The organism is Paenibacillus sp. FSL H7-0716, from assembly GCF_038002705.1.
GTDB classification, from domain to species: Bacteria; Bacillota; Bacilli; order Paenibacillales; family Paenibacillaceae; genus Paenibacillus_AQ; species Paenibacillus_AQ odorifer.
Map to the genome: position 1 here is coordinate 465,434 of NZ_JBBODA010000001.1, position 23,819 is coordinate 489,252.

Here is a 23,819-nt window from a genome sequence, read left to right on the forward strand (position 1 = left end):
TTGACTGTTATTGATAATGGTTATCATTTATGATGAGGATTAGACAGATAACGGAGGGGTAGTCATTATGCACAAAAGCAATCAAATATTGCTTTGGGACCAAGCGACGGTCAAGTTATTGGATGTGCGCCGTATTGAAAGGGTTCAGGGGGAAATTCTTCATAAGTATAAGATTCCTGCCAATATATTTTTACTTTCGGCACAAGGGAGCGCTCATGTTCAGTTAGATCAGTCTGAATTTTCTTTTACAGGATTTCATGTCCTGCATAGCGGGAAAGGAGCGACCCTTAATATTGTTCCGACAAGCAAAAATTTTGTTTACTATATCATTTATTACCGTGCATGGATGCAAGAGGAGGATCTGTTTCAACTACAATATTGTTTTTCCCCTGATGCACCCATTTTACTTTATAACAAAATGCAATTGATGTATCAAAAATGGAACGAGCAAGAAGAGAGACTCAACGTAAAATCACTTTTTTATCAATTCATTCATCAGGTTTTAAATGAATTACATAGAAAAGAGACTGAGGTGAAACAGACCAGTGTTGCTGTCCAAGTAATCACCTATATACAGGAGTACTATGCGGAGCCCATTACATTAGATTCGCTTGCGGAAGTATTTAATTTCAGTGCTTATCATTTGTCATCCTTGTTTAAAGAGTACACAGGTATGAGCCCGATTGATTACTTAATTCGGTTTCGGCTTGAACTTGCAACGGAGCTTTTAATGACAACAGATGCTTCGGTCGGAGAAATATCAGCAAGCGTTGGTTATAAAGACGTATATTATTTCAGCCGAATTTTCAAGAAAAGAAAAGGTGAATCCCCTGCACATTTTAGAACAAGAGAGTTACAGCGGCCTAAAGTTGCTGAAAGTCCATTAAACTTCCCCACATCCTCTATTTTTGAACCCATCGTTCAACAGTATATTAATAATGATAATCATTATCATAATACGGAAAAAGGGGAATTACCTATGTTTAAAATGACACACTCTCAGACGACGGCGGCTTTACTGCTTTGCGGTTCTCTATTATTAGGTGCTTGCTCAAGCGGGACGGGTACTGCTACGAAGGAACAAAGTAATGGGAATGGAACCGTAAATCAAGCAACATCAGAAGAAAGTACGAACACTCGAATAGTATCAACACCTAAGGGAGATGTGGAAGTACCAGCAGAGCCGAAAAGAGTGGCAGCTGACCAATATATGGGACATTTATTGAAATTAGGAATTGTACCCATCGGAGCAAGAACGTTTATGCTGGATGAAGGCTGGATGGAAAAAGCAGACATCCCCAAAGAAACGGTCGAAAAAATTGAGGATTTAGGGGATTTCCCTTTAAATCTGGAAAAATTAACGATGCTAGATCCGGACTTAATTATCGGTTCGATCGATGAGAACATAGAACAATATGAGAAAATTGGGACCACTGTTTTTCTGCCTTATTGGGGGGGGTTAAAAACAGCAGGGCCGCTTGATAAATTTAGGAGTGTAAGCAAAATATTCGGAAAAGAAAAAGAAGCAGAAGAATGGATTACGGAATATGAACAGAAAGTAGCTGAAGCAAAGTCGAAACTTGCTGGGGTTATCAAGGAAGGGGAAACCGTTTCGGTTGTTTCATTTTCAGAAAAAGCCGTGTACGTCTTAGCGGCAAAGGGAGGAAATTATGGTTCTTCCACTATATACAATATGCTGAAGCTGCCTCCAACAGAAAGTGCCAAAAATATGGCGGAGGGGTTTGAATCCATTTCACTTGAAGTGCTTCCAGAATATTTAGGTGATTATGTTTTTGTATATAATGGCGATGCGGATGCAACCAATAAAGCAATGGAAAGTAACATATGGAAAGGCATCCCTGCAGTGAAAAATGGCAAAGTTTATTTGTATGGCGATAATTATCATGATGAATTCGTAATGGAGGATCCTTTTTCATTAGAGCTTCAGCTTGATACGATTGTGAATTTGTTACTTGGCACTAGTAAATAGTTTAATAGATATACTTAAGCCCTGATGTGTCTGGAATATTGATACCAGGACAACAAGCAGAAACTGCCAGCGGCGGCATAGGAAGAGAGCGAAATGGAGCATTTTATCCGTTTCGCCTTTTTTTATTCTATTACCCTACAGTCCAATCCTTCATCATAAGCCTCAGCAACTGTGACTTTTTTCATAATACCCTTTCTATATTCGACCCGTTTTATAGGCCAAAAGTATAATTTTTACAGCAGTTTACATAAATCTATCTTTTTTTTAATTGTTTTGAGATAGGATAGTAGATGTCAAGCGGGTGGGTATTTATGGTAATTACTCACCGGACTATATCTTGAGGAGGAAGGGTATGAAGGAGAAGAATTCAGTTTGGAAAAAGAGGCTGATGAACAGCACTCTAGCTGTAGCGGTGGCCGTACCACTTCAGCTGTTCACGTTCGGAGCCGGTTCGGCGGTATTCGCAGAAGGACCAAACGATCCTGCACCGTACATTGAGGCCAAAGTGGTCAATGAGCATGCAGGCCAGAAGATCCTGTTTGACAACACCCATGAGCAGACTGCGGGAGCAGCCGATTGGGTGATTGACGGCGCTTTTTCAGACTTTGGGAATGCCCTTGCCCAGGAAGGCTATTATGTCAAAGAACTCCGCAAGACGACTCCAATTACTTTGAGTGATCTTTCCGGTTATGATGTCTACATCGTCGCCGAATCCAACGTGCCCTACAAAGCAAGCGAGCAGCTTGCGATGGCGGAATATGTGGAGGATGGCGGCAGTATTTTCTTCATCGGCGACCATTATAACGCCGACCGCAACAAAAACCGCTGGGATGGTTCTGAAGCTTTCAACGGCTACCGCCGTGGAGCGTGGGACAACCCAGCCAAAGGCATGAATGCCGATGAGGTCGCTTCTGCAGCCATGCAGGGTGTAGTTAGCTCTGACTGGCTGGCGGACGAGTTCGGTGTCCGTTTCCGCTACAATGCGCTTGGCGACATTAACGCAACCAACATCGTGGCTCCCAATCAAGCCTTCGGCATTACAACGGGCGTATCAGCGGTTGCTATGCATGCCGGTTCCACGCTGGCCATTCTAGACCCAGCCCGTGCGAAAGGTATTGTCTACCTGCCGCAAACCAATGCTGCCTGGGCCAATGCCGTAGACCAGGGGGTCTATAACGGCGGCGGTGTGGCAGAAGGTCCCTATGTGGCAGTCGCGAAAAAAGGCGCCGGCAAGGCTGCCTTCATCGGTGACTCATCTCCTGTAGAGGATGCAACACCGAAATACCTGCGCGAAGATACCGGCGCCAAGAAAACAACTTACGATGGCTTCAAGGAAGTGGACGATGCCACACTGCTGGTTAACACCGTCAACTGGCTCGCTGAGCAGGAGAGCTATACGGATTTCACCCAGGTGAATGGCCTGACGCTAGATCAGCCGACAGCCCTGCTGCCATTCGAGGAGCCGGCGCTGTCCACTGAGCCTCAACCGGAGCCTTGGGCTCAACCTAATGCTGGCTACAAATGGTATGATCGCAGCACCTTCAAAGCAGGCTCCTACGGCGGGCCGGCAGCCACTGCAAGTGCGGTTTATAACTTCACGCACCAGGCTGTGCTGCCAAATGCACAGAATTTTCAGATTCGGGTGAGTGCAGATAATCTTCCAGCAGGTACAAGCGTTTCCGGCTTTCAGGTAGGTGTCTACCAGGTAAGCAGCGGCGCCCAAATCGCCAAGATTCAAAACAGCGACGGCACCTGGCCAAGCAGCTACGGCTACAGCTCCTCATTCAATCTGACGGCTGATCTGAACGGTCATGCCTACAAGGACCTGACGATCCAGATCAAGCCGGGCACCACAGCTGCATCTAATCTGCGCCTCCGCCAGAACAGTACAAACCTCAAGACTGAATCGGTGACGCTGGGCAATGTTCCTGCTGAACCGCTTCCGGCTGAGGAAGATCCCATTCCGGCTACAATCTCTATCGGCGACTCCCGGGCTAAGGCAGCCGGATCACTGGTAACGGTGGAGGGGACCGTGACGACCGAGCCGGGTATCTTTGGCGGACAGTCCTTCTATCTCCAAGATGGAACCGGTGGGGTTTATGTCTTCCAGAGTCAGAGCGGCTTTCACGTGGGCGATAAGGTCAAGGTAACAGCGTCCACCGCATTGTACAACACAGAGCTGGAGCTAACCGAAGCAGTGCAAATTGCGAAGACGGGCACGGCGGCACTGCCGCAGCCGATTGCGGCGAGCATGGTGAATGATGCCAACCAAGGCCAATTGCTTCAACTGAACGGTGTAACAGTGGCAAACATTATCAACGCTACGCCAAGCGGCTCCTTTGAATTCGACGCCGTCAACGCCGAAGGGACAAGCAATCATGTGCGCGTGGATGCCCGGACAGGCATTACTAAGGATAACTTCCCTTATACAGATGGGCAGAAACTTAATATCACAGGTGTTGCCGCAATTTTTAAAGGCATCTACCAGCTCAAGCCGAGAAGCCTCGATGACTTCATTGCAGCAGCTGAAGAGGGAGCTCCGGTAACAACGGCAACGCTGTCTGCCGAGCCAAATACTTCCGGCTGGTTTAATCAGCCGGTCACCGTTACCCTGAAGGCGAATACAGATACAGCTAATGTTTATTACTCGCTTAACGGCAACAAGGAAGCTGAGTACAGTACACCTGTGGACCTAAAGGAAGACGGGCGGCATACATTGACATACCATGCTGTGCCGGGAAAAGGCAAAACGGAAGATCCCAAGACGTTAAACCTCAATATTGATGCAGCTCCACCGGTTGCCGCACTGAAAGAATCCGGTCATGAGGTGAGAGATGTAGAAGAAGGAGCACAGCTTAACTTTGAATTGACTGCTGACGATGTATTATCAGGTGTCACCTCGAAACAGCTTCTATTAGATGGGAGAACGATTGCCGAGGGCCAGACCCTAAGCGCCGCCGATTTAGGCGCCGGCCCCCACACCGTGAAATACATCGTACATGACGCAGCCGGCAATACGACTGAAAAGAGCTATACGTTCCAGGTGATTGGCGGCCAAGTGATTGCGACTGGTAAGCCAGGACAAGCTGATCTTTCCTCCAACAGCAGCTATGCTAATGGACTTAGTGATGGTAACTATACGGTCACCATGAACCTATGGTGGGGGAATAACGGCACGAGCTACAAACTCTATGAGAACGGCACATTGATTGATTCTAAGACACTGAAGGATGTATCGCCAGCAGCCCAGACGGCAAGTACAGATCTTCATGGCAAGGTAAACGGCACTTATGTATACACTGCGGAGTTAATCAACAAATATGGCACGACCAAGAGCGATCCGCTTACGGTCACGATAAGTGACTCCGCACCGGGCAAGCCGATTCTGTCCGAAGATAACTGGGACGGAGATGGCACCTATAAGGTGTCGATGAATCTGTGGTGGGGGACTAACGCTACAGAATACCGCCTGTATGAAAACGGAGAGCTCATCGACTCGCAGCCGCTGAATGCCCATACGCCTTCGGCACAAAGTGCAGCCACCACCATCAGCGGACGCACTGCCGGCGTGTACGAATATCGGGCGGAACTGGTCAACGCGGCGGGAGTAACTGCCAGTGATACGATCAAGGTAACGGTCATTCGCTAAACAGAATGGCAGTAACAATAACAGTAAAAAACGAAGAGCGCCGGATTCCAGGCCGCTCTTCGTTTTTTGCATTACCATTAGCTCAATTGCGCCTCGCAAAAAGCCCTGGTTAGCACCAGGGCTGCAAACCATATGAATTATAGGCCGCTATCATCGGTAGTTTCGTAACCATAGTCGAAGGTCTCGATAGTACCATCATCATATTGAAGTGTGAGCTGGTCAATAATAATCGTATGTATTGTATTCTGATATGTAAAATCACTGAAAATAAACAAAGTATCATTGGGCTCGACCGGCCCCACATATTTAAGCGAAAAGCTGCTCTTGCCGTTCAGCTGATCATTGGAAGGATCGCCTACTGGATTAAACGTGCTGATGTGGGCTGTGTAATAATTGATCCTTTTTCCAGTTAAGTTGTCAGCTTCCCAGGTAAGCTTAACAGCATCAGCAGAGTTCGTACTATACTTGAATTCTAAGGGCGCACCAATCCCTTGCCCGGATGGGGTATCTGCTGCTGGCAGTTCTACAGAGTCATCACCGGCGGGACCGGTATCATCGTCCGAAGGCATATCTTCCAAGACAACGGCTTCCGCGGAAGGTGAAGATTCAGTAGGATTGGATTCAGTAGTGTTAGATTCAGCAGCAATAGCAGCTTTATCTGCGGTACTAGGCGGTATTTCTTCGATAACGGAATTACTTGCCAAAGTCTGCCCATTCAAGCGTGTTTCAACGCTAGGGGCCACGTAAATTCCTAGAAGAAAAGCTATCATGATGGATAAAACATAGATGAGGACTAGATTGAACCGATTCAAATACACACTTCCTTTATAGTTATTTTTAATATGAACCTACTTATAATGACATGATTATTAAGGATTTGACAATATTATTGCGAAAAAAAGTTGCGACTGTGTAGAGGCCAAATGTTTAAAGATCAACTCATTTAATAGGGGTTGATTTTTTTATGTCCTACATGAAATAAATCAAATTAAGACTATTAATTTAAAAAGATTATGCTATAATCGTAATTATTACGATTAAGAACTTGGAGTTGAATGCCATCAATCGATACTTGTTGCAACGCTTATTGCAGCTCATCCCCGTGCTGCTCGGCATCTCTTGCATTACCTTTGCGCTGATGCACTTAACACCAGGTGATCCAGCGGAGATCATGCTGCGTGCTGACGGCATCAAACCTACGCAGGAAGCTATTAAGGCGACCAGACATACACTTGGTCTGGATGGTCCTGTACATAAGCAATATTTTCATTGGTTAAACCGGGTGTCCCACCTAGATTTAGGCCTATCTTACAGCAGCGGTCGTCCAGTGTTCACAGAGCTAATGAGTCGTTTTCCGGCAACTATACTGCTCAGTACCTGTTCCGTATTGTCCGCTATTTTTATTGCCCTGCCGATAGGAGTTGGATCTGCATTATATCCGGGTAGAATACTTGATCGACTGGGAAGAGTATGTGCGCTACTCAGTGTTTCAATGCCGGGATACTGGCTAAGTCTGCTCCTGATTTATTATGGTGCGGTGAAGTTTAAGTTGTTTCCTGTGATGGGAATGGATGGGGTATCCAGTGTCATTCTACCTGCCCTCACACTAGGATTTGGTATGGCAGGAGTCTACATCCGCTTGATTCGTTCCAGTCTTCTAGACGTTTTGGGCAAGCCTTATATCACAGCAGCTAGAGCTAAGGGGTTGCAGGAATGGAGAATAATCATTCGGCATGCACTTCGTAATGCACTTCTTCCGAGTCTTACCCTCCTTGGGGTTAACATAGCGGGGCTATTGGGCGGTTCTGTTATTGTTGAAACTATATTTTCTTGGCCGGGAATCGGTAAGTATGCCATTGAGGCGATTTTTGCGAAAGACTATATTGTCATTCAGGGTTACGTATTATGGATGGCTGTTGTCGTTGTCCTGATTAACTTGACAGTGGATTTATTACATCTGCTGCTGGATCCGCGAATCAGGCTGCGGTGACGATTTAGAAGGAGCGGATTGTCATATTTCGTATTAGCTTATTTAAGAATAAGGGAGCAAGATTCGGAGCGGGCATAGTACTTTTGTTCATATGCATTGGACTCTTTGCCCCATGGCTTTCACCTTCCGATCCGCTGCAGATTCACATGGAACACAAACTGGCTATGCCTTCCTGGCAATACCCGCTCGGTACGGATCATCTGGGACGCTGTGTCTTATCCCGATTAATCTATGGGACCCGAACCTCCCTGAATTATTCGTTTATGGTGTTGATCGCTGTTTTTGCGATTAGCATCCCTGTTGGTTTACTGGCAGGTTACGCTGGCGGCAAGATCGATCATTTGATTATGCGGATTATAGATATATTGCTTGCCTTTCCCAGCTTACTCCTATCCCTTGCTATTACAGCCATGTTAGGTCCCAGTATGAAGAATCTGCTAATCGCATTTGCTGCTGTCTGGTGGACGGGGTATGCCAGAGTGATACGCAGCATGGTCCTTCAAATCAAGGAAAGTGAATATATTACAGCGGCCAAAGCGTCAGGCACTTCTCATTTACAAATTATTTTCAGGCATATTCTGCTGAATGCAGCCCGGCCTATTCTGGTTCTTACTTCTATGGAAGTGGGTACGATTATGCTCTCCATTGCGGGTTTGTCCTTTCTGGGTTTGGGAGCTCAGCCGCCTACACCGGAATGGGGAGTAATGCTGAACGACAGCCGTGCCTATATTCAAACAGAGCCGCGGTTGATGCTATTTCCGGGAATGATGATCATGCTGGCGGTTCTGGGCTTTAATCTGTTGGGAGAAGGCTTGCGACAGCCAGAGCGTGCTTCCGATTCTGCAGTAAAGTGGGGGGCCAGAACATGATGGCAGAGTCTGTACTGCTGAAGGTCAGTCATTTACGCACCTGCTTTCACACAGGCAGTTATAAAGTTACAGCGGTTGATGATGTCAGTATCGAGGTGAAATCCCGACAGATTGTCGCACTTGTAGGCGAGAGCGGCAGCGGTAAAAGTGTTACGGCAATGTCCATATTAGGATTATTAGATTCTCCAGGCTTAGTTGAGAGTGGAGAAATCTGGCTTAAGGGTAACAATCTTCGTATATGCTCCAGCCGTCAGTTACGGAAGCTTCGGGGAACAGAAATGGCTGTTATCTTTCAAGATCCTATGAACGCGCTGAATCCGGTACTTACTATTGGCAGGCAGATCATGGAGACGATTAAACTGCACAGGCGTATATCGGGAAAAGAAGCAAAGGTGCTTGCCATGAGGCAGATGGAGCAAGCAGGGCTCAGCGATCCTGAATTGGTTTTCAATAAATATCCTTTTCAAATTAGCGGTGGTATGTGTCAAAGAGTAATGATCGCCATCGCACTGGTATCCGGTGCACAATTGCTAATTGCAGATGAGCCTACAACGGCATTGGATGTAACCATTCAAGCCCAGATTCTTAAAGAGCTAGACCGAGTCAGATGGACTAACAATGTCGGTATCCTATTAATTACCCATGATCTTGGCGTTGTTGCGGAGCTAGCAGATTATGTATATGTGATGAAGTCCGGGAAGATTGTGGAATCAGGCAATGTGTTTGAACTCTTTACTAATCCCGTGCATCCCTATACTAAATACTTAATGGAGTGCAGATAACAACGGAAATATTACATTTTTTTTGGGGACGTGGTGATCTTGAAGTTATTGGAAGCGATAAGCCTGAACAAGAAATATGGGATGGAAAGGAGGTGGTTCACACGTAATGCCAGAAGTGTTCATGCCGTCAACAACCTGTCTCTCAGTCTGGAGAGAGGTGAAACCCTTGGACTAGTGGGGGAAAGTGGCTGTGGTAAGAGCACTTTGGCCAGACTTCTGCTGGGACTTGAGAAACCATCCTCCGGAAGAGTTATGTACCGAAACGAGGATTATACGGATTGGAGCTTCAGCGAAATGCGCATGATCCGCAGGAAGATGCAGATGGTGTTTCAGAACAGTCTGGCTTCATTTAATCCGTTGTTTACGGTAGAGCAGATTATCGGCGAGCCTCTTCGAAACTATGGAGAGAGGAAGGCTGGAGCCCGCAGGGCCACGGTAGCAGACACACTTGAGCTTGTGGGACTTGAACGGCAGCATATTCACCGCTATCCGCATGAACTCAGCGGCGGACAGCAGCAAAGAGTCGGAATTGCGCGGGCGATCGCTTTGCGGCCGGAGCTGATTATCTGTGATGAACCTTTCTCGAGTCTCGACGTCACCCTGCGAAAGCAAATGATGGATCTGCTACAGGAGTTGAAGCATGAGCTGGGATTATCCTATGTATTTATTACACATGATTTGTCAGTTGTAAATCGTTTTTGCGACAGTGTGGCTGTGATGTGTCAAGGAGAAATTGTGGAGAAGCAATCGGGTGCAACCATGTTGCAGCAAGCAGACCACCCTTATACAAGAACATTGCTCTCCTCGGTACCTGTGCAGGACCCCAGCTTAAGAAAGAAGAGACTGGAAGAAGAGTGGCAACCCAGCCATTCCTATGATGTTAAGTAGAGAAAGGATGTACCAAGAATGACAACGAACCCTAAGACAAAAAACCTATTATCAAAATCATTATTCTTTATGCTTCTTGTAATAGTTATGTTGATATCAGGTTGCAGCAACAGTAATAACAGCAATTCTACGGCTAGAGCCAATAATACCGCCAATAATGAAGCTGCACAAGGATCTGAAGCTCAGGACAAGACAGTCACTGTTGCTATATCGTCTGATGCCGGTATAGACCGATTGGATGCCGGTGCCTATGATGGTTCGATGAATGTGCACGCGATGATATATGAGGGGTTAGTGGAGTATGGTGAAAAAGGCGAAATACTGCCGTCGCTTGCGGAGTCTTGGGATATTTCAGAAGATGGGAAAGTATATACATTCCATCTTCGCCATGACGTCAAATTCTCTGACGGTACGGAGTTTAATGCCGACGCGGTTAAATTCTCCTTCGAACGCTGGATTAAGGATCCAGCCAATTCGTTAAATGTGGCAACTGCGATGCAATCCCTTGTTGTTGTGGACGAACATACGATTACAATGACATTCAACAAAGCGTATTATCCCTTCTTAACCGAGTTATCCTTTGCAAGACCGGTCCGAATTATCAGCCCTTCCGCTGTAGAACCCGCAGGAGATATTACCGGTAAATTCATCAAAGCGATTGGAACTGGCGCATGGATGGCTGAGAGCTACAAAACAGATCAGGAAGCCGTACTCGTCAGAAATCCGAATTATTGGGGAGAAATGCCGAAGCTGTCGAAAATTATTTTAAAGGTAATCCCTGATCCACAGTCCAGAGTACTAGCGCTGCAAGCTGGAGATGTTGATATTGCCGGGGGACAAATGGGAAAGATTCCAGTCGAAAGCGTGCCAGTGATTGAAGCGGATTCTACACTGACCTTGCAAAAATCACAAGGAACAAACTCTCATTTCATGATCTTTAACTACAAAACGCCTGCACTTCAAGATCTGAATGTGCGCAAAGCTATCAATTTGGCAATTAATAAAAAAAGCATTGTCGATGATCTAATGGACGGTATCGGCAGTGAAGCCCAAGGTCTGTTCCCGTTGACGGTTCCTTATGTGACGGAATCCAATAATACATGGTATGGCTTCGATCCGCTGGAAGCGAAGCAGCTGCTAGCAGCTGCCGGTTACACGGATTCGGACGGAGATGGAATGGTGCAGAAGGACGGAACGCCGCTTGAGCTTAATTTTGTACTGCAGCAGGCTGAATATCCCGAATGGAAGTCCATTAGTGAACTGATTCAGTCCGAGTTAAAGGAGATTGGCATTACAGTGAATCTTCAGGTTCTTGAGCCGAATGCCTATTACGATGCCTTATGGACAAGCAAAGCCTATGATCTAATTATGTACCGGACTTATGATGATGCCTATAATCCGCATGCATTCTTGCTGTCCCTATTTCATAAAACAGCTGACGCAACGGCTGTCGTATGGTCTGATCCTGCACTAGAATCACAGATTGACACAGCAGTAGGAACAACCGATATTCAGAAACGTCAGACCGCATATGACTCCATTTTCTCCAAATTGTATCAGGAGGCTATGTTTACAGCTATTTATTTCCCTGACGATATCATGGCAATAAATAAAAGAGTGACCGGATTTAAGGCGGGGTACACCACCTTTACGCCGATCTTCTGGAATCAGCTAGACATAGGTGAAAAATGATGTTAAAAGAGATTTCGAAATACTGGACTTCAAGCTCGGAGAGTTATGACAAAGTCATAAAGACTCAATTCCGCAGAAAAAAAACCATAAACCTCTGGAAACAGCTGCTTATTAAAGGATTGGGAACAACCCCCCAGCAAAAGGTGTTGGATGTGGGAACAGGACCTGGCTTTTTCTCCATTCTCTTATCACAGATGGGTCATCTGCCTATAGCAGTGGATGTCTCTCAGGGAATGATAGATAGAGCTTCCCGAAATTTTGTGAGTTATGGATACAAAGTTCCAGCTTATGTCGCTGATGCTGCTGACTTGCATATGGAGCAAGAGGATAGTTTTGATGCGGTGGTGTGCAGGGATGTGGTATGGACGCTGCCTGATCCACAGAGGGCTTATGCGGAATGGTACCGGATTCTAAAACCGGGTGGGACCCTCATTGTTTTTGACGGCAACTATTTGTATAAAGAGAGCAAGACGGTATTCCGTAGACTTTGGTATGCCTTGTCCTGGACACTGATTCTGCTCACAGAACAAAGAATCCGCCAGCGAAGCAGTCAAGATAAAAGCCTGCTAAGCGAGTTGCCATTTGTTAATGTATTACGGCCTGAAGCTGACGAGACAGCGCTGAAACAGGCCGGGTTCCGAACCATAGATGTTCACCGAAACTTTATCCCTGCCCGCGAAATGCCGCTAGATTATTTGAAATACGGTTACCAGAATGTAAACCGGTTCATGATACTTGCCAAGAAGGAGTGAATGATAAATGGGTATACAACAAGAGGTGGAAATGTATTGGGAAGGCGAAGCAGAGCTGTATAGCGAAGGCATCCAGAAGGAACTAAACGGATTTCAGCGGGAAGCCTGGCTGAAGCTTATCCTCACTAATGCACCGCAGAAGGAAAGATTGCATGTCCTAGATATTGGCTGCGGTCCTGGCTTCTTCTCTGTGATTCTTTCCAGTGCCGGGCATCTGGTTACTGCGATCGATTGTACCGACAATATGCTGGAAGAAGCACGTGCCCACTCCAGTCGGGAGGGTGTCACCGTTACCTTCCGCAAGATGGATTCGCACAAGCTTGACTTTGCTGCGGAGAGTTTCGATCTGATCGTGTGCCGCAATGTCACTTGGAGCCTTACCGATCCGCAGTCAGCCTACAAAGAGTGGGGAAGAGTACTTAAGCCTGGGGGACGGCTGCTGGTTTTTGACGCCAACTGGAATCGCCATCTCTGGGACGAAGAGATGCAGCAAAAGCGAGTAGAGGATCAGCAAACCTATGTAGATAAGGGCTTTGGTGAACTCCCGCATCATAAGGACATAGAGGAGACAGACCGTCTGAGTCTAGTATTGCCGCTGACCAGAGAATGGCGTCCTGAGTGGGATATACAGACTCTCAAAAAAGAAGGCTTCGCTAATATTTTTGCTGAAGAGAATTTGAACGCCAAAGTACTGGATGCGAAACAGCAAGTCTTAAACCGGTCAACACCGATGTTCATGATTTGTGCTGAGAAATAATAGAATAGTGAGAACCTACAAATATTAAATGAAGTAAACAATAAAAAGCAGCCTTCTTTCCGATTTGATGTTGATCTAAAAACTCTTTTTTTGACTTGTTCATATTCCGTTCATATTGTCGTCACGAAGGGTACATCTTGATTGATTACACTTTGAACATGTCGTCAATGCGGCACTTCAGATACAGGGACAAGGAAGGGAAGAGATGAACGTGGCAAATAAGGTGGAAATAAAAACAACTGGGACTAAGAGCCACAAGAAACGGAACCTATGGTTAAAAATAATCGGAGGTATTGTAGGGGCGCTAGTGTTGTTCATGGGCATCGTTTTTATCGTTGATTCTATTAGCGATGGGGTAGAGAAAAAGAAAATCGAATCGTATGGCCAGTATGTCAATGTGGATGGAAAAAAGATGAATGTGCTTATTCAAGGCAGCGGAGAACAAACGGTTGTACTCCTACCAGGACAAGGAACCCCGACACCTGCACTTGATTTCAAATTGCTGATCGATGAGATTACCCCTAATTACAAAGTCGTGGTGGTCGAGCCTTTCGGTTATGGTTTGAGCGATGAAACCGAGAAGGAAAGAACGACTGAAAATATAGTAAGTGAGGTTCACCAAGCTTTGCAGCAACTGGGTGTAGACCGTTACATTCTAATGGGACATTCCATCGCGGGACTATACGGAGCGACCTATGTGAATACTTATCCGGATGAAGTTCTTGCTTTTGTCGGCATCGATAGCAGCGTTCCCAATCAACCCGGAATGGATGTCAAACTACCTTTGAAAGCCATGCAGTTTCTTCAAAAATCAGGGCTAATGAGATTGGTCCAAAAAGTGAGCGGAGATCCGTATGAATCGCTTGCATTCGATGAGCATACCAAAGAACAGATGCGTTTGATATCAAATCAAGTCGCGACCAACCCAACATTGATGAATGAACTGAGCCACCTTGGTTCCAATTTCAAAAATGGAGAAAAACTCACAATGCCAAAAGACTTGCCGCTGCTTCTCTTCGTTCAATCGAATAACGAGCACAATAAACAGTGGATTCCGCTGCACGAGGAGCAAGTCAAACAATCCGCACAGGGCAAAATGATCCCAATGGAAGGGTCACATTATCTGCATCATACAAAATACAAAGAAATCGCCGAGGCATTCAAAGAGTACATGAAACAAATTCAAATTCAATAGTAGGGTTGATAATTAAACTGCGGAGCTGAACTTGGTTCCGTGGTTTCTTTGTTTTTTCATTTATAAACACGTTTTTTTAAACGTTATTCCTGGGACATTGGAGTATGGTATACCTCAAGACAAATCTTGGTCATTTCGTCAATGGATTTTGCAAAGTCTGATTGTATCCATTTAAGGAGAACATTATAGAGGGCCCCCGCTTTAAAGTATATTCGGTACACATTCTCGTCGCTTTTGTCATGAGCAGTAGAAAGCATCATTTCATTCAAGCAATCCAGAATTACATCATCAAACTTTGCACTTTGAAGTGCTTTGTAGATATTCCGCTGCTGAAAAATAACTTCAAAAAGCACCTTGATAAATTTTTGAGGTTCTTTAGCTTTGCCTGTTAATTCATTGGTGTAAGGTAAGAGTTTTTGATTAATTTCGAATATAAGCGAGTCGACCAAATCCACGAGGATCTCTTGCTTGGAGGAATAGTTGTTGTAATAGGCCGTTCGAGAAACCCCTGCGCGTTTCACAATATCGGTGATGGTGATTTTACTAAAAGACTGTTCCTGGATCAAGAAGACTAATGCCGTGCAGATGGCTTCTCTTGTCAAACGGTTGGTTTCTTTATTGGAACGATGCTGAGAGCTATTTGGACTGTATAATTCATGATTTGAGATGACATTTCCCCTCCGTTTGTACATTCTGATGTTCGTTTCATTGTTTTTCATGAGTATTTTCAATATGCTAAAACCATAAGGCATTACAAATGTAATGTCAAAATAATCATTAGTTAAAATGGGAGGGCGTCATGTTAGAAATCTTATATAGACGATTGTCAGCGGTGCTGCTTTTGATCCTAGCACTCTGTGCTACGATATTCATTGGCAAAGAAACGGTAATCTCGATCGTGACCATTATCATTTTGTTAGCAGAATTAGGCATCTCTTTTTTACTTTTAAGGAAACGAGAGAAGTTACAAGTAGTATTTATTAGTGCGATGGTGGCAGAAGGGTTATTCTTACTAACAAAAGAATTTTGGCTGCTTGCGCTTTCTATCCTGCTGCTGATCGTAGCGGGCATATGGAGAGGACTCTTGGGGCAAAAGGTAAGCAGAAGAGTTACTCCGTTTCTAGTAGTTCGTAAAGTGTTATTCAGCATTGCTGCACTTATCGTTACTGTACTTTGGGGTATTGGAATCTATGCAAAACCTATTACAACACCGGTAGCATTAGCAGCTGATACGGCAGTGACGATCGATGAACGTAAATTGGATTCTGCAGCAGTGATGCTCAAGGATATTGAAGTAATGAATTCTTTTGGAAGCCGCACAACCGGCTCTGAGGGTCATAATCAGTTTATTGCTTGGCTGGAGCAGCAGGTATCGGATATGGGGCTGCAAGTTTATCGTGATCGCTATACTTTTGACCGTTGGGAAGAAAAGAACAGTGCTTTAATGATTGATCAACAGGCAATTCATGTCTCTTCAGCTTTTCCCTATTCCGGGGAAACTGACGAAAAAGGTGTAACAGGGGAGCTGGTGTATACGAAGCGTGGTGAATATGACCAGATCAGCGGAAAAATTGCTGTCATTGAAATTGAGAATTTCAGAAATTTTCCAAGCGGGATCGTTATGAACATGCGGGATTCATCTCCTATGGACAACCAAATTGCCCCAAATGAAGGCGACCTAGTCCTCACTACAGCTTTAAAAGAAGCTAAATTGGAGCAAGCGAAGGAAATGGGCGTAAAAGCTGTTGTTTTAGTCTGGAAAGGGGTATCTGACGATAAGGTTGAAGAGCAATATGTGCCTTTTACCACCGATTATACCGGAATCCCTGCGGTCTGGGTTAACGAAACGGAAGGGAAAAAGGTGATCAGCGCAGCTCAGGAGCAGAAAGAAGGTACGGTTATTTTAGAAGCGGAAATACAAAATGATGCCCCAACAGAATCCTTTTATGTGAAAATTGACGGTAAGAATAAAGACGAAGCGATTATCGTAAATACCCATACGGATGGGATAAATGTAGTGGAAGAGAATGGCGCTGTGGGCATGCTGTCTATGATTCGTTACTTACAGCAGGAGCAGCCGGAGCGTACGATGATATTCGCTTTTGTGACAGGGCATTTTAGATTGCCGGAGTTCAAAGGATCCTCTCAGGCAACTTCCACCTGGATGGAGGGGCATCGAGAGCTGTGGGATGGCAAGAATGGCCATTTAAAAGCTGTAGCTGGAATTACGGTTGAGCATTTAGGCAGCATGGAGTGGAAGGACGATGATACGGGTCATTATGGTCCAACTGGACAAATAAGTACCGAATATACCTATGCGGGCAATGAAATGATGGCAGCCATTTGGCTGAAGGCTATTGAAAAGACAGATGGCACACGTACTGTATTATTGCGTGGACATAACAAGTTTGAGTTTGGAGAGAGTCAGCCCTTATTTGAAGCAGGGATACCGGTGATTGGTTTCATTCCAATGCCCGACTATCTGCTCGTGGATAGTGACAACAGAGAGATGGACAAATTTGATGCAAAGCTAATGCATACGCAAATTGCATCGTTGCTGAAAGCGGTCAAGCTAGTGGACGGAACGGAGACGACTAAGCTTGGGAAGTCAGATGGGTATTCTTTTTTCTACGGTCGTACTAAATGATAGTGGCAGTTCAAGATTTGTCATGACGTAGATGACATTAGCTTTACTTCAAAAACACTGATGATTTGAGTCAGTGTTTTTTTGTTGCAAAAAAGGGATATATTACGGCTCAAAATGAGAAAACATCGTTTTTTTACTAGCATTAAAGTAGGAGGAAACTTGTGACACCACATATGCACTAATCATTCAATAGCTCCTTCGGGTACTTTTTGTGTTATTCACTGAGTTGTTAGAAAGATTTGTCCCTTTCTTGAACGTTTTGAGATTAAGAGATGTCAGTGATTGAATTACTTAAAATTTAAGATAAGATAACTTTAATTATTAGGTCACATTATTAATTTGACTGCTCAGTATCAGGTGAATCGGGCTCGCCAACTCCTGCTTTGTGAATTTTTTCTCTTTTTACATAGCAAAGAACGATGAACGTCATACTAAATGAACGAGCAACGATGTCGCTGAACCTTGCTAAACCTGATATTGAATGCAGCCAACAGTTAGCAGGCCTAATCATAGAAAAATGAACAGAGTTTTGAAGGGAGCAGTAAAAAATGGCAATTGATACGGTGCTATGGAGCAGGCTGGTGACAGGCTTAACTCTCGGGTTCCACGTTATTTTTGCGACAATTGGCGTTGGTATACCGCTAATGATCGCTATAGCCGAGTTTATCGGAATCCGGAAGAAAGACCCCCATTATACACTTATGGCGAAGCGGTGGTCTAGAGGATTTGTCATTTCTGTGGCGGTTGGTGTCGTGACCGGTACAGCGATTTCACTACAGCTGGCCCTGGTATGGCCGAATTTTATGAAACTGGCTGGGAATGTCATTGCACTTCCGTTATTCATGGAGGTGTTCGCGTTCTTTTTTGAAGCTATCTTCTTGGGCATTTATTTGTATACGTGGGATCGGTTCAAAAATCCGTATATCCATTGGCTGCTGACGATTCCGATTGTCGCCGGGGCAGGCATGTCTGCCGTTTTTATTACGACGGTGAACGGATTCATGAACCAGCCTGAAGGCTTTGTCATGGAAGCAGGCCAATTCACAGCGATTAACCCGGTGCAAGCGATGCTGAATACAGCGACGTTCTCCAAAGTGTTCCATGTATTAAGCTCGGCCTATTTGACAGGAGCTGCCTTGTTAGCCGGGATTGCAGCCTTCGCGATGCTGAGAAAAGGTGTGTCCGCATACCACAAAAAATCTTTAAATCTCATGATGGCGGTAGTTTTACTGTTCGGTTTGCTGAACACGTTAGCCGGTGATGTGTCCGCCAAGTTTTTAGCCGAGCATCAGCCAGAGAAGCTTGCAGCGGCAGAGTGGCATTTTGAGACGAGTAGCAGTGTGGATTTGGTTTTATTAGGATGGCTGAATGCAGAGCATGAAGTTTTAGGGGCTCTTCATCTTCCGAAGCTGCTCAGCTTCCTGGCCTTTGGAAACTTTAATGCAGAGGTAACGGGGCTCGAGGAATTCCCCAAGGAAGAATGGCCACCGCTTCTCGTTCATTACCTGTTTGATTTAATGGTCGGAATCGGATTTACTCTGCTTGCGATTTCGTTCTTATATTTCCTGTTTGTGTTCTGGAAAAAACGTAATGCGCTTAACAAGTGGATGCTTCGCATCATTGCACTGAGTGCACCGCTCGCCTTTCTGGCTGTTGAGCTGGGCTGGTTTTATGCAGAGGTTGGGCGACAGCCGTGGATTATCCGTGGATATATGCGTGTTGAGGAGGCGGCCACGTCTTCACCGAATGTAAGAATTATATTCTTCGCCTTATTGCTCTTGTACATCGTACTCGGCAGTATGTGTGTAATCGTGCTAAGGCGCTTGTTCAACAATAATCCGGCAGAAGCTGAGATGGAGAAATGGATGAAGGATCATCCTAATCAATCTACGGAAAAGGGGGGCACTGAATGATGAGTTACGAATTGATTGGCATCTCGGTGCTCTGGCTGTTTTTGTACGGCTATTTAATTATAGCTTCCATTGATTTCGGAGCGGGCTTCTTCGCCTTTTATGCCCGTTTAACGAAGCAGGACCATCTCATTAATCGTCTGATTTCCCGATATTTATCACCCGTTTGGGAAATTACAAATGTATTTTTTATCTTTTTCTACATTGGCATCGTCGGTTTTTTTCCGGACACAGCCTATTATTATGGCTCCGCGTTACTTGTTCCCGGAAGCATTGCAGTGATTCTTCTTGCGATTCGCGGTTCATTCTATGCTTTTGAAAATTACGGTTCCAAGAAAAACATAGTATATCTTTTTTTGTACGGAGCTACAGGTTTGCTTATTCCAGCATCGTTGTCAGTGGCGCTAACTTTGTCTGAAGGCGGCTTTATCGTGAAGCAGGGGGAGACGGTTTCTCTGGATTACTGGGCGCTGTTTTCCAATCCGTTATCGTGGAGTATCGTTGGACTGGCAATTGTGTCCGTTTTGTTCATTAGCGGCTCATTTCTGACATTTTACGCTTCTCGGGCAGAGGATCATTCCGCGTTGAAGCTGATGCGCAACTACGCCCTGTTTTGGAGCACACCGACGATAATCCTCGCACTGACAGCATTTATCTATTTGGGTCAACACAATGAGCGGCATTTTCAAAATATGATGGATTTATGGTGGTTGCTGGCTCTTTCCGTTGCTTTCTTCATGATCGCGATGTGGCTGTTATATAACGGACGCCGTTACGGATTAGCTTTTATATGCGTCATGTTGCAATTTTTCTGTGCCTTTTTCGCTTACGGGATTGGGCAATACCCTTATATTCTTGATCCGTATATCACGATTCAGAGCAGTGCAACTTCACCGGCAATGGGTTTAGCGTTAGTTATTGTGTTTATCGGCGGTCTATGCCTGTTGATCCCATCCCTTATTCTGGTCTTCAAACTCTTCCTGTTTGATGCGGATTATGTAAAAGGAAAAAAATAAAGCTGATTAATCCATTACGGCATGTTTGAGATGTCCCTACAAGCCTATATAAAGGAGGTGTGATCTGTGAAGAGGAAATCCAGTCTGATTTCTCAGCAAATGTCTTCACAAAGGAAAAACATGGCTTTCCTCGCATTCATTTCGCTCGCGCTGGGTATAGCTATTGTGAGTCAGGCTGGACTGCTTGCTGAAGCAGTCCAACGGATTTTTGTAGAGAAAGCTTCATTTTCATCGGTTATCCTGTTGCTCGGCATACTTCTGGCTATTATGGCTGTACGCACACTATTGTCCTATGGAAACGGTATAGTTGGCTTACATATGGCTGCTACTGCCAAGACAAATATGCGCGCAGCCGTACTGCAAAACTTGACTCATGCTTCCATGCCTTCAACCCTTCGTGGACAGACGGGAGGAAAGGTCAGTATTGCTCTGGATGCTGTGGATGAGGCTGATAGTTATTTCAGTCAATACATGCCGCGTATGATGGAAGCTGCTATCATCCCGGTTCTGATTTTGGTCGTTACATTTATCCAACATGCCAACACAGGTTTCATTCTATTGTTTACTGCTCCATTCATCCCGCTGTTCATGATTTTGGTAGGGCTGAAAACGAAGAACAAATCCGAAGAAAAATATGCGCAACTCGCTGAGTTTTCAGGGACGTTTCTGGACTCTCTTCAAGGACTGGTGACATTGAAAATATTTGGACGAGCTCACCGTCAGCAACAGGAGATTGAACGCAGTAGCTTGGGTTATCGTGATGCCACGATGGGTATTCTGAAGATTGCGTTTACGAATACCTTCATGCTGGAATCAATCGTGATGCTAAGCATTGGTATTGTGGCTCTCGAACTGGCCATCCAGTTGCTTGTTTTCAAAGCTATGACGTTCCACACTGCCTTTTTCGTTTTGCTGCTCGTTCCCGAGTTTTACAACCTGTTAAAGAATACGGGAACAGCCTTTCACAGCGGCCGGACTAGTATGGGAGCTATTCGTAAGGTAGAACAGATGCTTGAGGAAACGGCAGGGACATCTGATGGAATTGACGTGAGCCCCAACATAGATAAGGTCGGTGATATGACCGACAGAATAAGCAAATTGGAACTTGCCCATTCTGGAGTCCTTTCAATACCGCCGTCCATCGTAATTGACCAACTCCGGTTTCAGTATGCTCCAGATTCATTCGAGCTTAAAACAGGTCGGATCCAGCTTAGTCCAGGAGAACACATTGCCATTGTTGGCAAAAGCGGTTCCGGCAAAACGACTTTGCTACATCTCATTGCCGGTTTGCTCAAACCAGCTTCAGGAAAGATTCTGGTGAATGGAAGCCCACTCTCACAATACGATGAGCCCGCATGGTTCGAACATCTTAGCTACATTACACAGCATCCGTATATTTTCGCAGGAACATTTTCCGAAAATATTGAGATTGGTGCTGGTGGAAACGTCTCCAGAGCTGAAATTGAGCGGGCGGGAGAGGAAGCCGGACTTACTGCGCTTACAGCCCAATTGGAGCACGGATTTGACACCTTTGTTGGTGAAGGCGGTAGAGGTCTGTCAGGTGGAGAGAAACAACGGCTTGCCTTGGCACGCGCTTTTTTGAAGCAGCCTGCCATCATTTTGTTTGATGAACCCACAGTTGGACTGGATTTGCACACTGAACAGGTACTACAACATTCCATTGCCAAACTGGGAAAAACGTCCACGATGATTACGGTGGCGCACCGATTATATACGATTCAACAAGCCGACAAGATTTTGTTTATGGATCATGGAGTGTTGGTAGATTCCGGACGGCATGACGAGCTCATGGAGCGCCTACCTCAGTATGCCGAGATGGTAGGAGTAGAGCGGAAAGGGGGGGATCATCATGAATGAGCTGGCTATTCTGTCAAAGGCGATGTTTCAGGAGCGCAAGGATATCGTTCTTTCCATTTTGTGTGGATTTATCGCCGGCACAGCTGGTGTGGCACTCTTTTCCGCGAGCGGTTATCTGATTTCGCAAACGGTTTTTGCGCCACCGCTTTATACTTTAATTGTACTCACCTCTATGGTCAAACTGCTGGGTCTGCTTCGGGCGGCGAGTCGTTATGGAGAACGCTTGTATTCTCACCGGGCGACGTTTTCTATGCTAAGCCGTTTACGTACATCCTTTTTTGCTAAGCTTATTCCTTTAACGCCTGGTATATTGAACAAAAATCGAAGCGGGGATCTGCTTGCGCGGATCGTTGGGGATGTGGAAAGTTTGCAAAATTTTTTCTTGCGTGTCGCTTATCCTCCGATCATGGTTGTCATGGTGTTTTTGGCTACGGTGCTGTTTACTTCTACCTTTTCGATCTGGATTGCCGTTTTGTTTGTAATAGGTATGCTGGTAACGGCATTCGTTGTACCGGGAATTGTGTTACTCGGGCAGCGGAGAATACATGGACGCGTTCGTGAGCAGAGGGCGCAGCTGTCCACGGAAGTTACCGAAGTGTTGTACGGTTTCCGGGATTTGAAAGTATATGGTCAATTGGCACAGCGGGAGGAACAGCTACAGCAAGCTTCCGCTGTATTGGCAGCTGAGCAGCAACGAGCAGCCGGGCAATTGCTGCGCGGGCAATCGATGCACACTTTTGTTACGTTTTTCGTTTCCTGGGGAGTGCTTACGCTTGGCGCCTATTTAATTATGGAAGGAGCGCTTGCAGGCGTATTTCTTGCCATGCTGGTCATGGCATCGCAAACCGTATTTGAAGAAGCGACGGCTATGGCTACATTACCCGCTTATAAAGAGGATAGCGAACACGCAGCCAAACGACTGACGGAAACAGTTCAGACCTTTGATGAGCAGTCTTCGCAGCCAAGTGGCACATTGTCTGTTGATCATGCCGTTACGATGGAGCTATCCGAAGTTACGTTTCAATATGAAGGGGAGTGGAGACTGGCGCTCAGGGATGTATCCCTGCACATTTTACCTGGTTCCAAAACGGCGATTGTCGGGCCGAGTGGATCAGGAAAATCAACGATTATCGAATTGCTGCTCAAGCTGCGAACACCAACAGCCGGCGATATACGGTTAAACGGCATTTCGGTGAAGGCACTGGATGAAACGAGCATTTGGCAAACGGCTACTGTAGTGTTTCAGCAAAGTCATTTCTTCCGGGGAACGATCCGGGACAACCTGCTGCTGAATGGAGAAGAACATGCGGACGAACAATTGATGGATGTGCTAGCTAAAATGCAGCTGCCCGATACATCGTTGACCGATATTGTGTATGAAAAAGGGGAGAATCTGTCCGACGGTGAGAAACAGAGGTTGGCTTTGGCGCGAGCGATGCTCCGCAAAGGTCGGTTATGGCTTCTGGACGAACCCACTTCATCGCTGGATTATGTGACAGAGAATCACGTTTTGAAGCATCTTTACACACAGGCGGCTAATGATACGCTTCTCCTGATTTGTCATCGGCTAACCGGATTGGAAGAGATGGACCAGATTGTGGTCATGGACCAAGGCAGGGTAGTCGAAACGGGGTCCTATTCGGAGTTGATGGTGCAAAAAGGCTATTTTTATGAAATGAAAAAAATTGAACAGCAAATGATCGGAGAAGTTGAGGACTGATGATTTAGTGAGCTCGACATCCCTAAACTTCATCTCCTGCAACTATCTTACTTAAAAAAAATCAGAAGTAACCCGCAGGAATAA

Annotated in this window: 17 protein-coding genes; 15 read left to right on the forward strand and 2 right to left on the reverse strand. The window is 45.5% G+C overall.

The annotated features are described in order from the left end of the window. Positions 1–67: 67 nt before the first annotated feature. On the forward strand, positions 68–1,990 hold the full coding sequence (locus MHH60_RS02110; protein WP_076133114.1) for an AraC family transcriptional regulator: 1,923 nt from the start codon (positions 68–70) through the stop codon (positions 1,988–1,990). Positions 1,991–2,342: 352 nt separating this feature from the next. Continuing rightward, positions 2,343–5,639, forward strand: coding sequence for a chitinase N-terminal domain-containing protein (locus tag MHH60_RS02115; protein WP_076133112.1), 3,297 nt, complete (start codon positions 2,343–2,345; stop codon positions 5,637–5,639). Between the two features lie 137 nt (positions 5,640–5,776). Here the strand turns inward: MHH60_RS02115 and MHH60_RS02120 are convergent, their stop codons facing one another. After that, positions 5,777–6,451, reverse strand: a complete 675-nt coding sequence (locus MHH60_RS02120) for a hypothetical protein (protein ID WP_081388827.1) — start codon at positions 6,449–6,451, stop codon at positions 5,777–5,779. Positions 6,452–6,684: 233 nt separating this feature from the next. Here MHH60_RS02120 and nikB point away from each other — a divergent pair, with 233 nt between their 5' ends. The 8 genes from nikB (at position 6,685) to MHH60_RS02160 (ending at position 14,564) form a co-directional block, all read left to right on the forward strand. Further along, positions 6,685–7,629: a nickel ABC transporter permease gene (nikB, locus tag MHH60_RS02125; RefSeq protein WP_239498743.1), complete on the forward strand. Its 945-nt coding sequence runs from the start codon at positions 6,685–6,687 to the stop codon at positions 7,627–7,629. A 32-nt stretch (positions 7,630–7,661) separates the two neighbouring features. Beyond that, a complete protein-coding gene (nikC, locus tag MHH60_RS02130) occupies positions 7,662–8,498 on the forward strand; it encodes a nickel transporter permease (RefSeq protein ID WP_111504218.1) in 837 nt (278 codons plus the stop codon). After that, complete coding sequence (locus MHH60_RS02135) at positions 8,495–9,280, forward strand: ABC transporter ATP-binding protein (protein WP_076133109.1); 786 nt, start codon at positions 8,495–8,497, stop codon at positions 9,278–9,280. The genes nikC and MHH60_RS02135 overlap by 4 nt, the downstream gene beginning before the upstream one ends. 39 nt (positions 9,281–9,319) lie before the next feature. Then, complete coding sequence (locus tag MHH60_RS02140) at positions 9,320–10,168, forward strand: ATP-binding cassette domain-containing protein (protein ID WP_076133107.1); 849 nt, start codon at positions 9,320–9,322, stop codon at positions 10,166–10,168. Positions 10,169–10,186: 18 nt separating this feature from the next. Then, positions 10,187–11,860 (forward strand): nickel ABC transporter substrate-binding protein, encoded by a 1,674-nt coding sequence (locus tag MHH60_RS02145; RefSeq protein ID WP_076133105.1) that lies wholly within the window; start codon positions 10,187–10,189, stop codon positions 11,858–11,860. After that, positions 11,860–12,612 carry a class I SAM-dependent methyltransferase gene (locus MHH60_RS02150; protein WP_076133103.1) on the forward strand — a complete coding sequence of 251 codons (753 nt, stop codon included), beginning with the start codon at positions 11,860–11,862 and terminating at the stop codon, positions 12,610–12,612. Before MHH60_RS02145 ends, MHH60_RS02150 begins: the two co-directional genes overlap by 1 nt. Before the next feature lie 7 nt (positions 12,613–12,619). Next, complete coding sequence (locus MHH60_RS02155; RefSeq protein WP_076133102.1) at positions 12,620–13,369, forward strand: class I SAM-dependent methyltransferase; 750 nt, start codon at positions 12,620–12,622, stop codon at positions 13,367–13,369. A gap of 205 nt (positions 13,370–13,574) precedes the next feature. Continuing rightward, a complete protein-coding gene (locus MHH60_RS02160) occupies positions 13,575–14,564 on the forward strand; it encodes an alpha/beta fold hydrolase (protein ID WP_076133100.1) in 990 nt (329 codons plus the stop codon). A gap of 83 nt (positions 14,565–14,647) precedes the next feature. Here MHH60_RS02160 and MHH60_RS02165 read toward each other — a convergent pair whose 3' ends face one another. Beyond that, complete coding sequence (locus MHH60_RS02165) at positions 14,648–15,256, reverse strand: TetR/AcrR family transcriptional regulator (RefSeq protein WP_172628823.1); 609 nt, start codon at positions 15,254–15,256, stop codon at positions 14,648–14,650. 107 nt (positions 15,257–15,363) lie between these two features. Here MHH60_RS02165 and MHH60_RS02170 point away from each other — a divergent pair, with 107 nt between their 5' ends. From MHH60_RS02170 to cydC, 5 genes are all read left to right on the forward strand, one after another. Beyond that, positions 15,364–17,211 carry a hypothetical protein gene (locus MHH60_RS02170; RefSeq protein ID WP_076133098.1) on the forward strand — a complete coding sequence of 616 codons (1,848 nt, stop codon included), beginning with the start codon at positions 15,364–15,366 and terminating at the stop codon, positions 17,209–17,211. Positions 17,212–17,759: 548 nt separating this feature from the next. Further along, the gene (locus tag MHH60_RS02175) at positions 17,760–19,124 is read left to right on the forward strand and encodes a cytochrome ubiquinol oxidase subunit I (RefSeq protein ID WP_076133097.1); all 1,365 of its coding nucleotides are present in this window, start codon (positions 17,760–17,762) and stop codon (positions 19,122–19,124) included. Continuing rightward, complete coding sequence (locus MHH60_RS02180) at positions 19,121–20,137, forward strand: cytochrome d ubiquinol oxidase subunit II (protein WP_076133095.1); 1,017 nt, start codon at positions 19,121–19,123, stop codon at positions 20,135–20,137. The genes MHH60_RS02175 and MHH60_RS02180 overlap by 4 nt, the downstream gene beginning before the upstream one ends. Positions 20,138–20,203: 66 nt before the next feature. Then, positions 20,204–22,015, forward strand: a complete 1,812-nt coding sequence (cydD, locus tag MHH60_RS02185) for a thiol reductant ABC exporter subunit CydD (RefSeq protein ID WP_076133093.1) — start codon at positions 20,204–20,206, stop codon at positions 22,013–22,015. Then, positions 22,008–23,735, forward strand: a complete 1,728-nt coding sequence (gene cydC, locus MHH60_RS02190) for a thiol reductant ABC exporter subunit CydC (RefSeq protein WP_076133092.1) — start codon at positions 22,008–22,010, stop codon at positions 23,733–23,735. Before cydD ends, cydC begins: the two co-directional genes overlap by 8 nt. Positions 23,736–23,819: the final 84 nt, after the last annotated feature.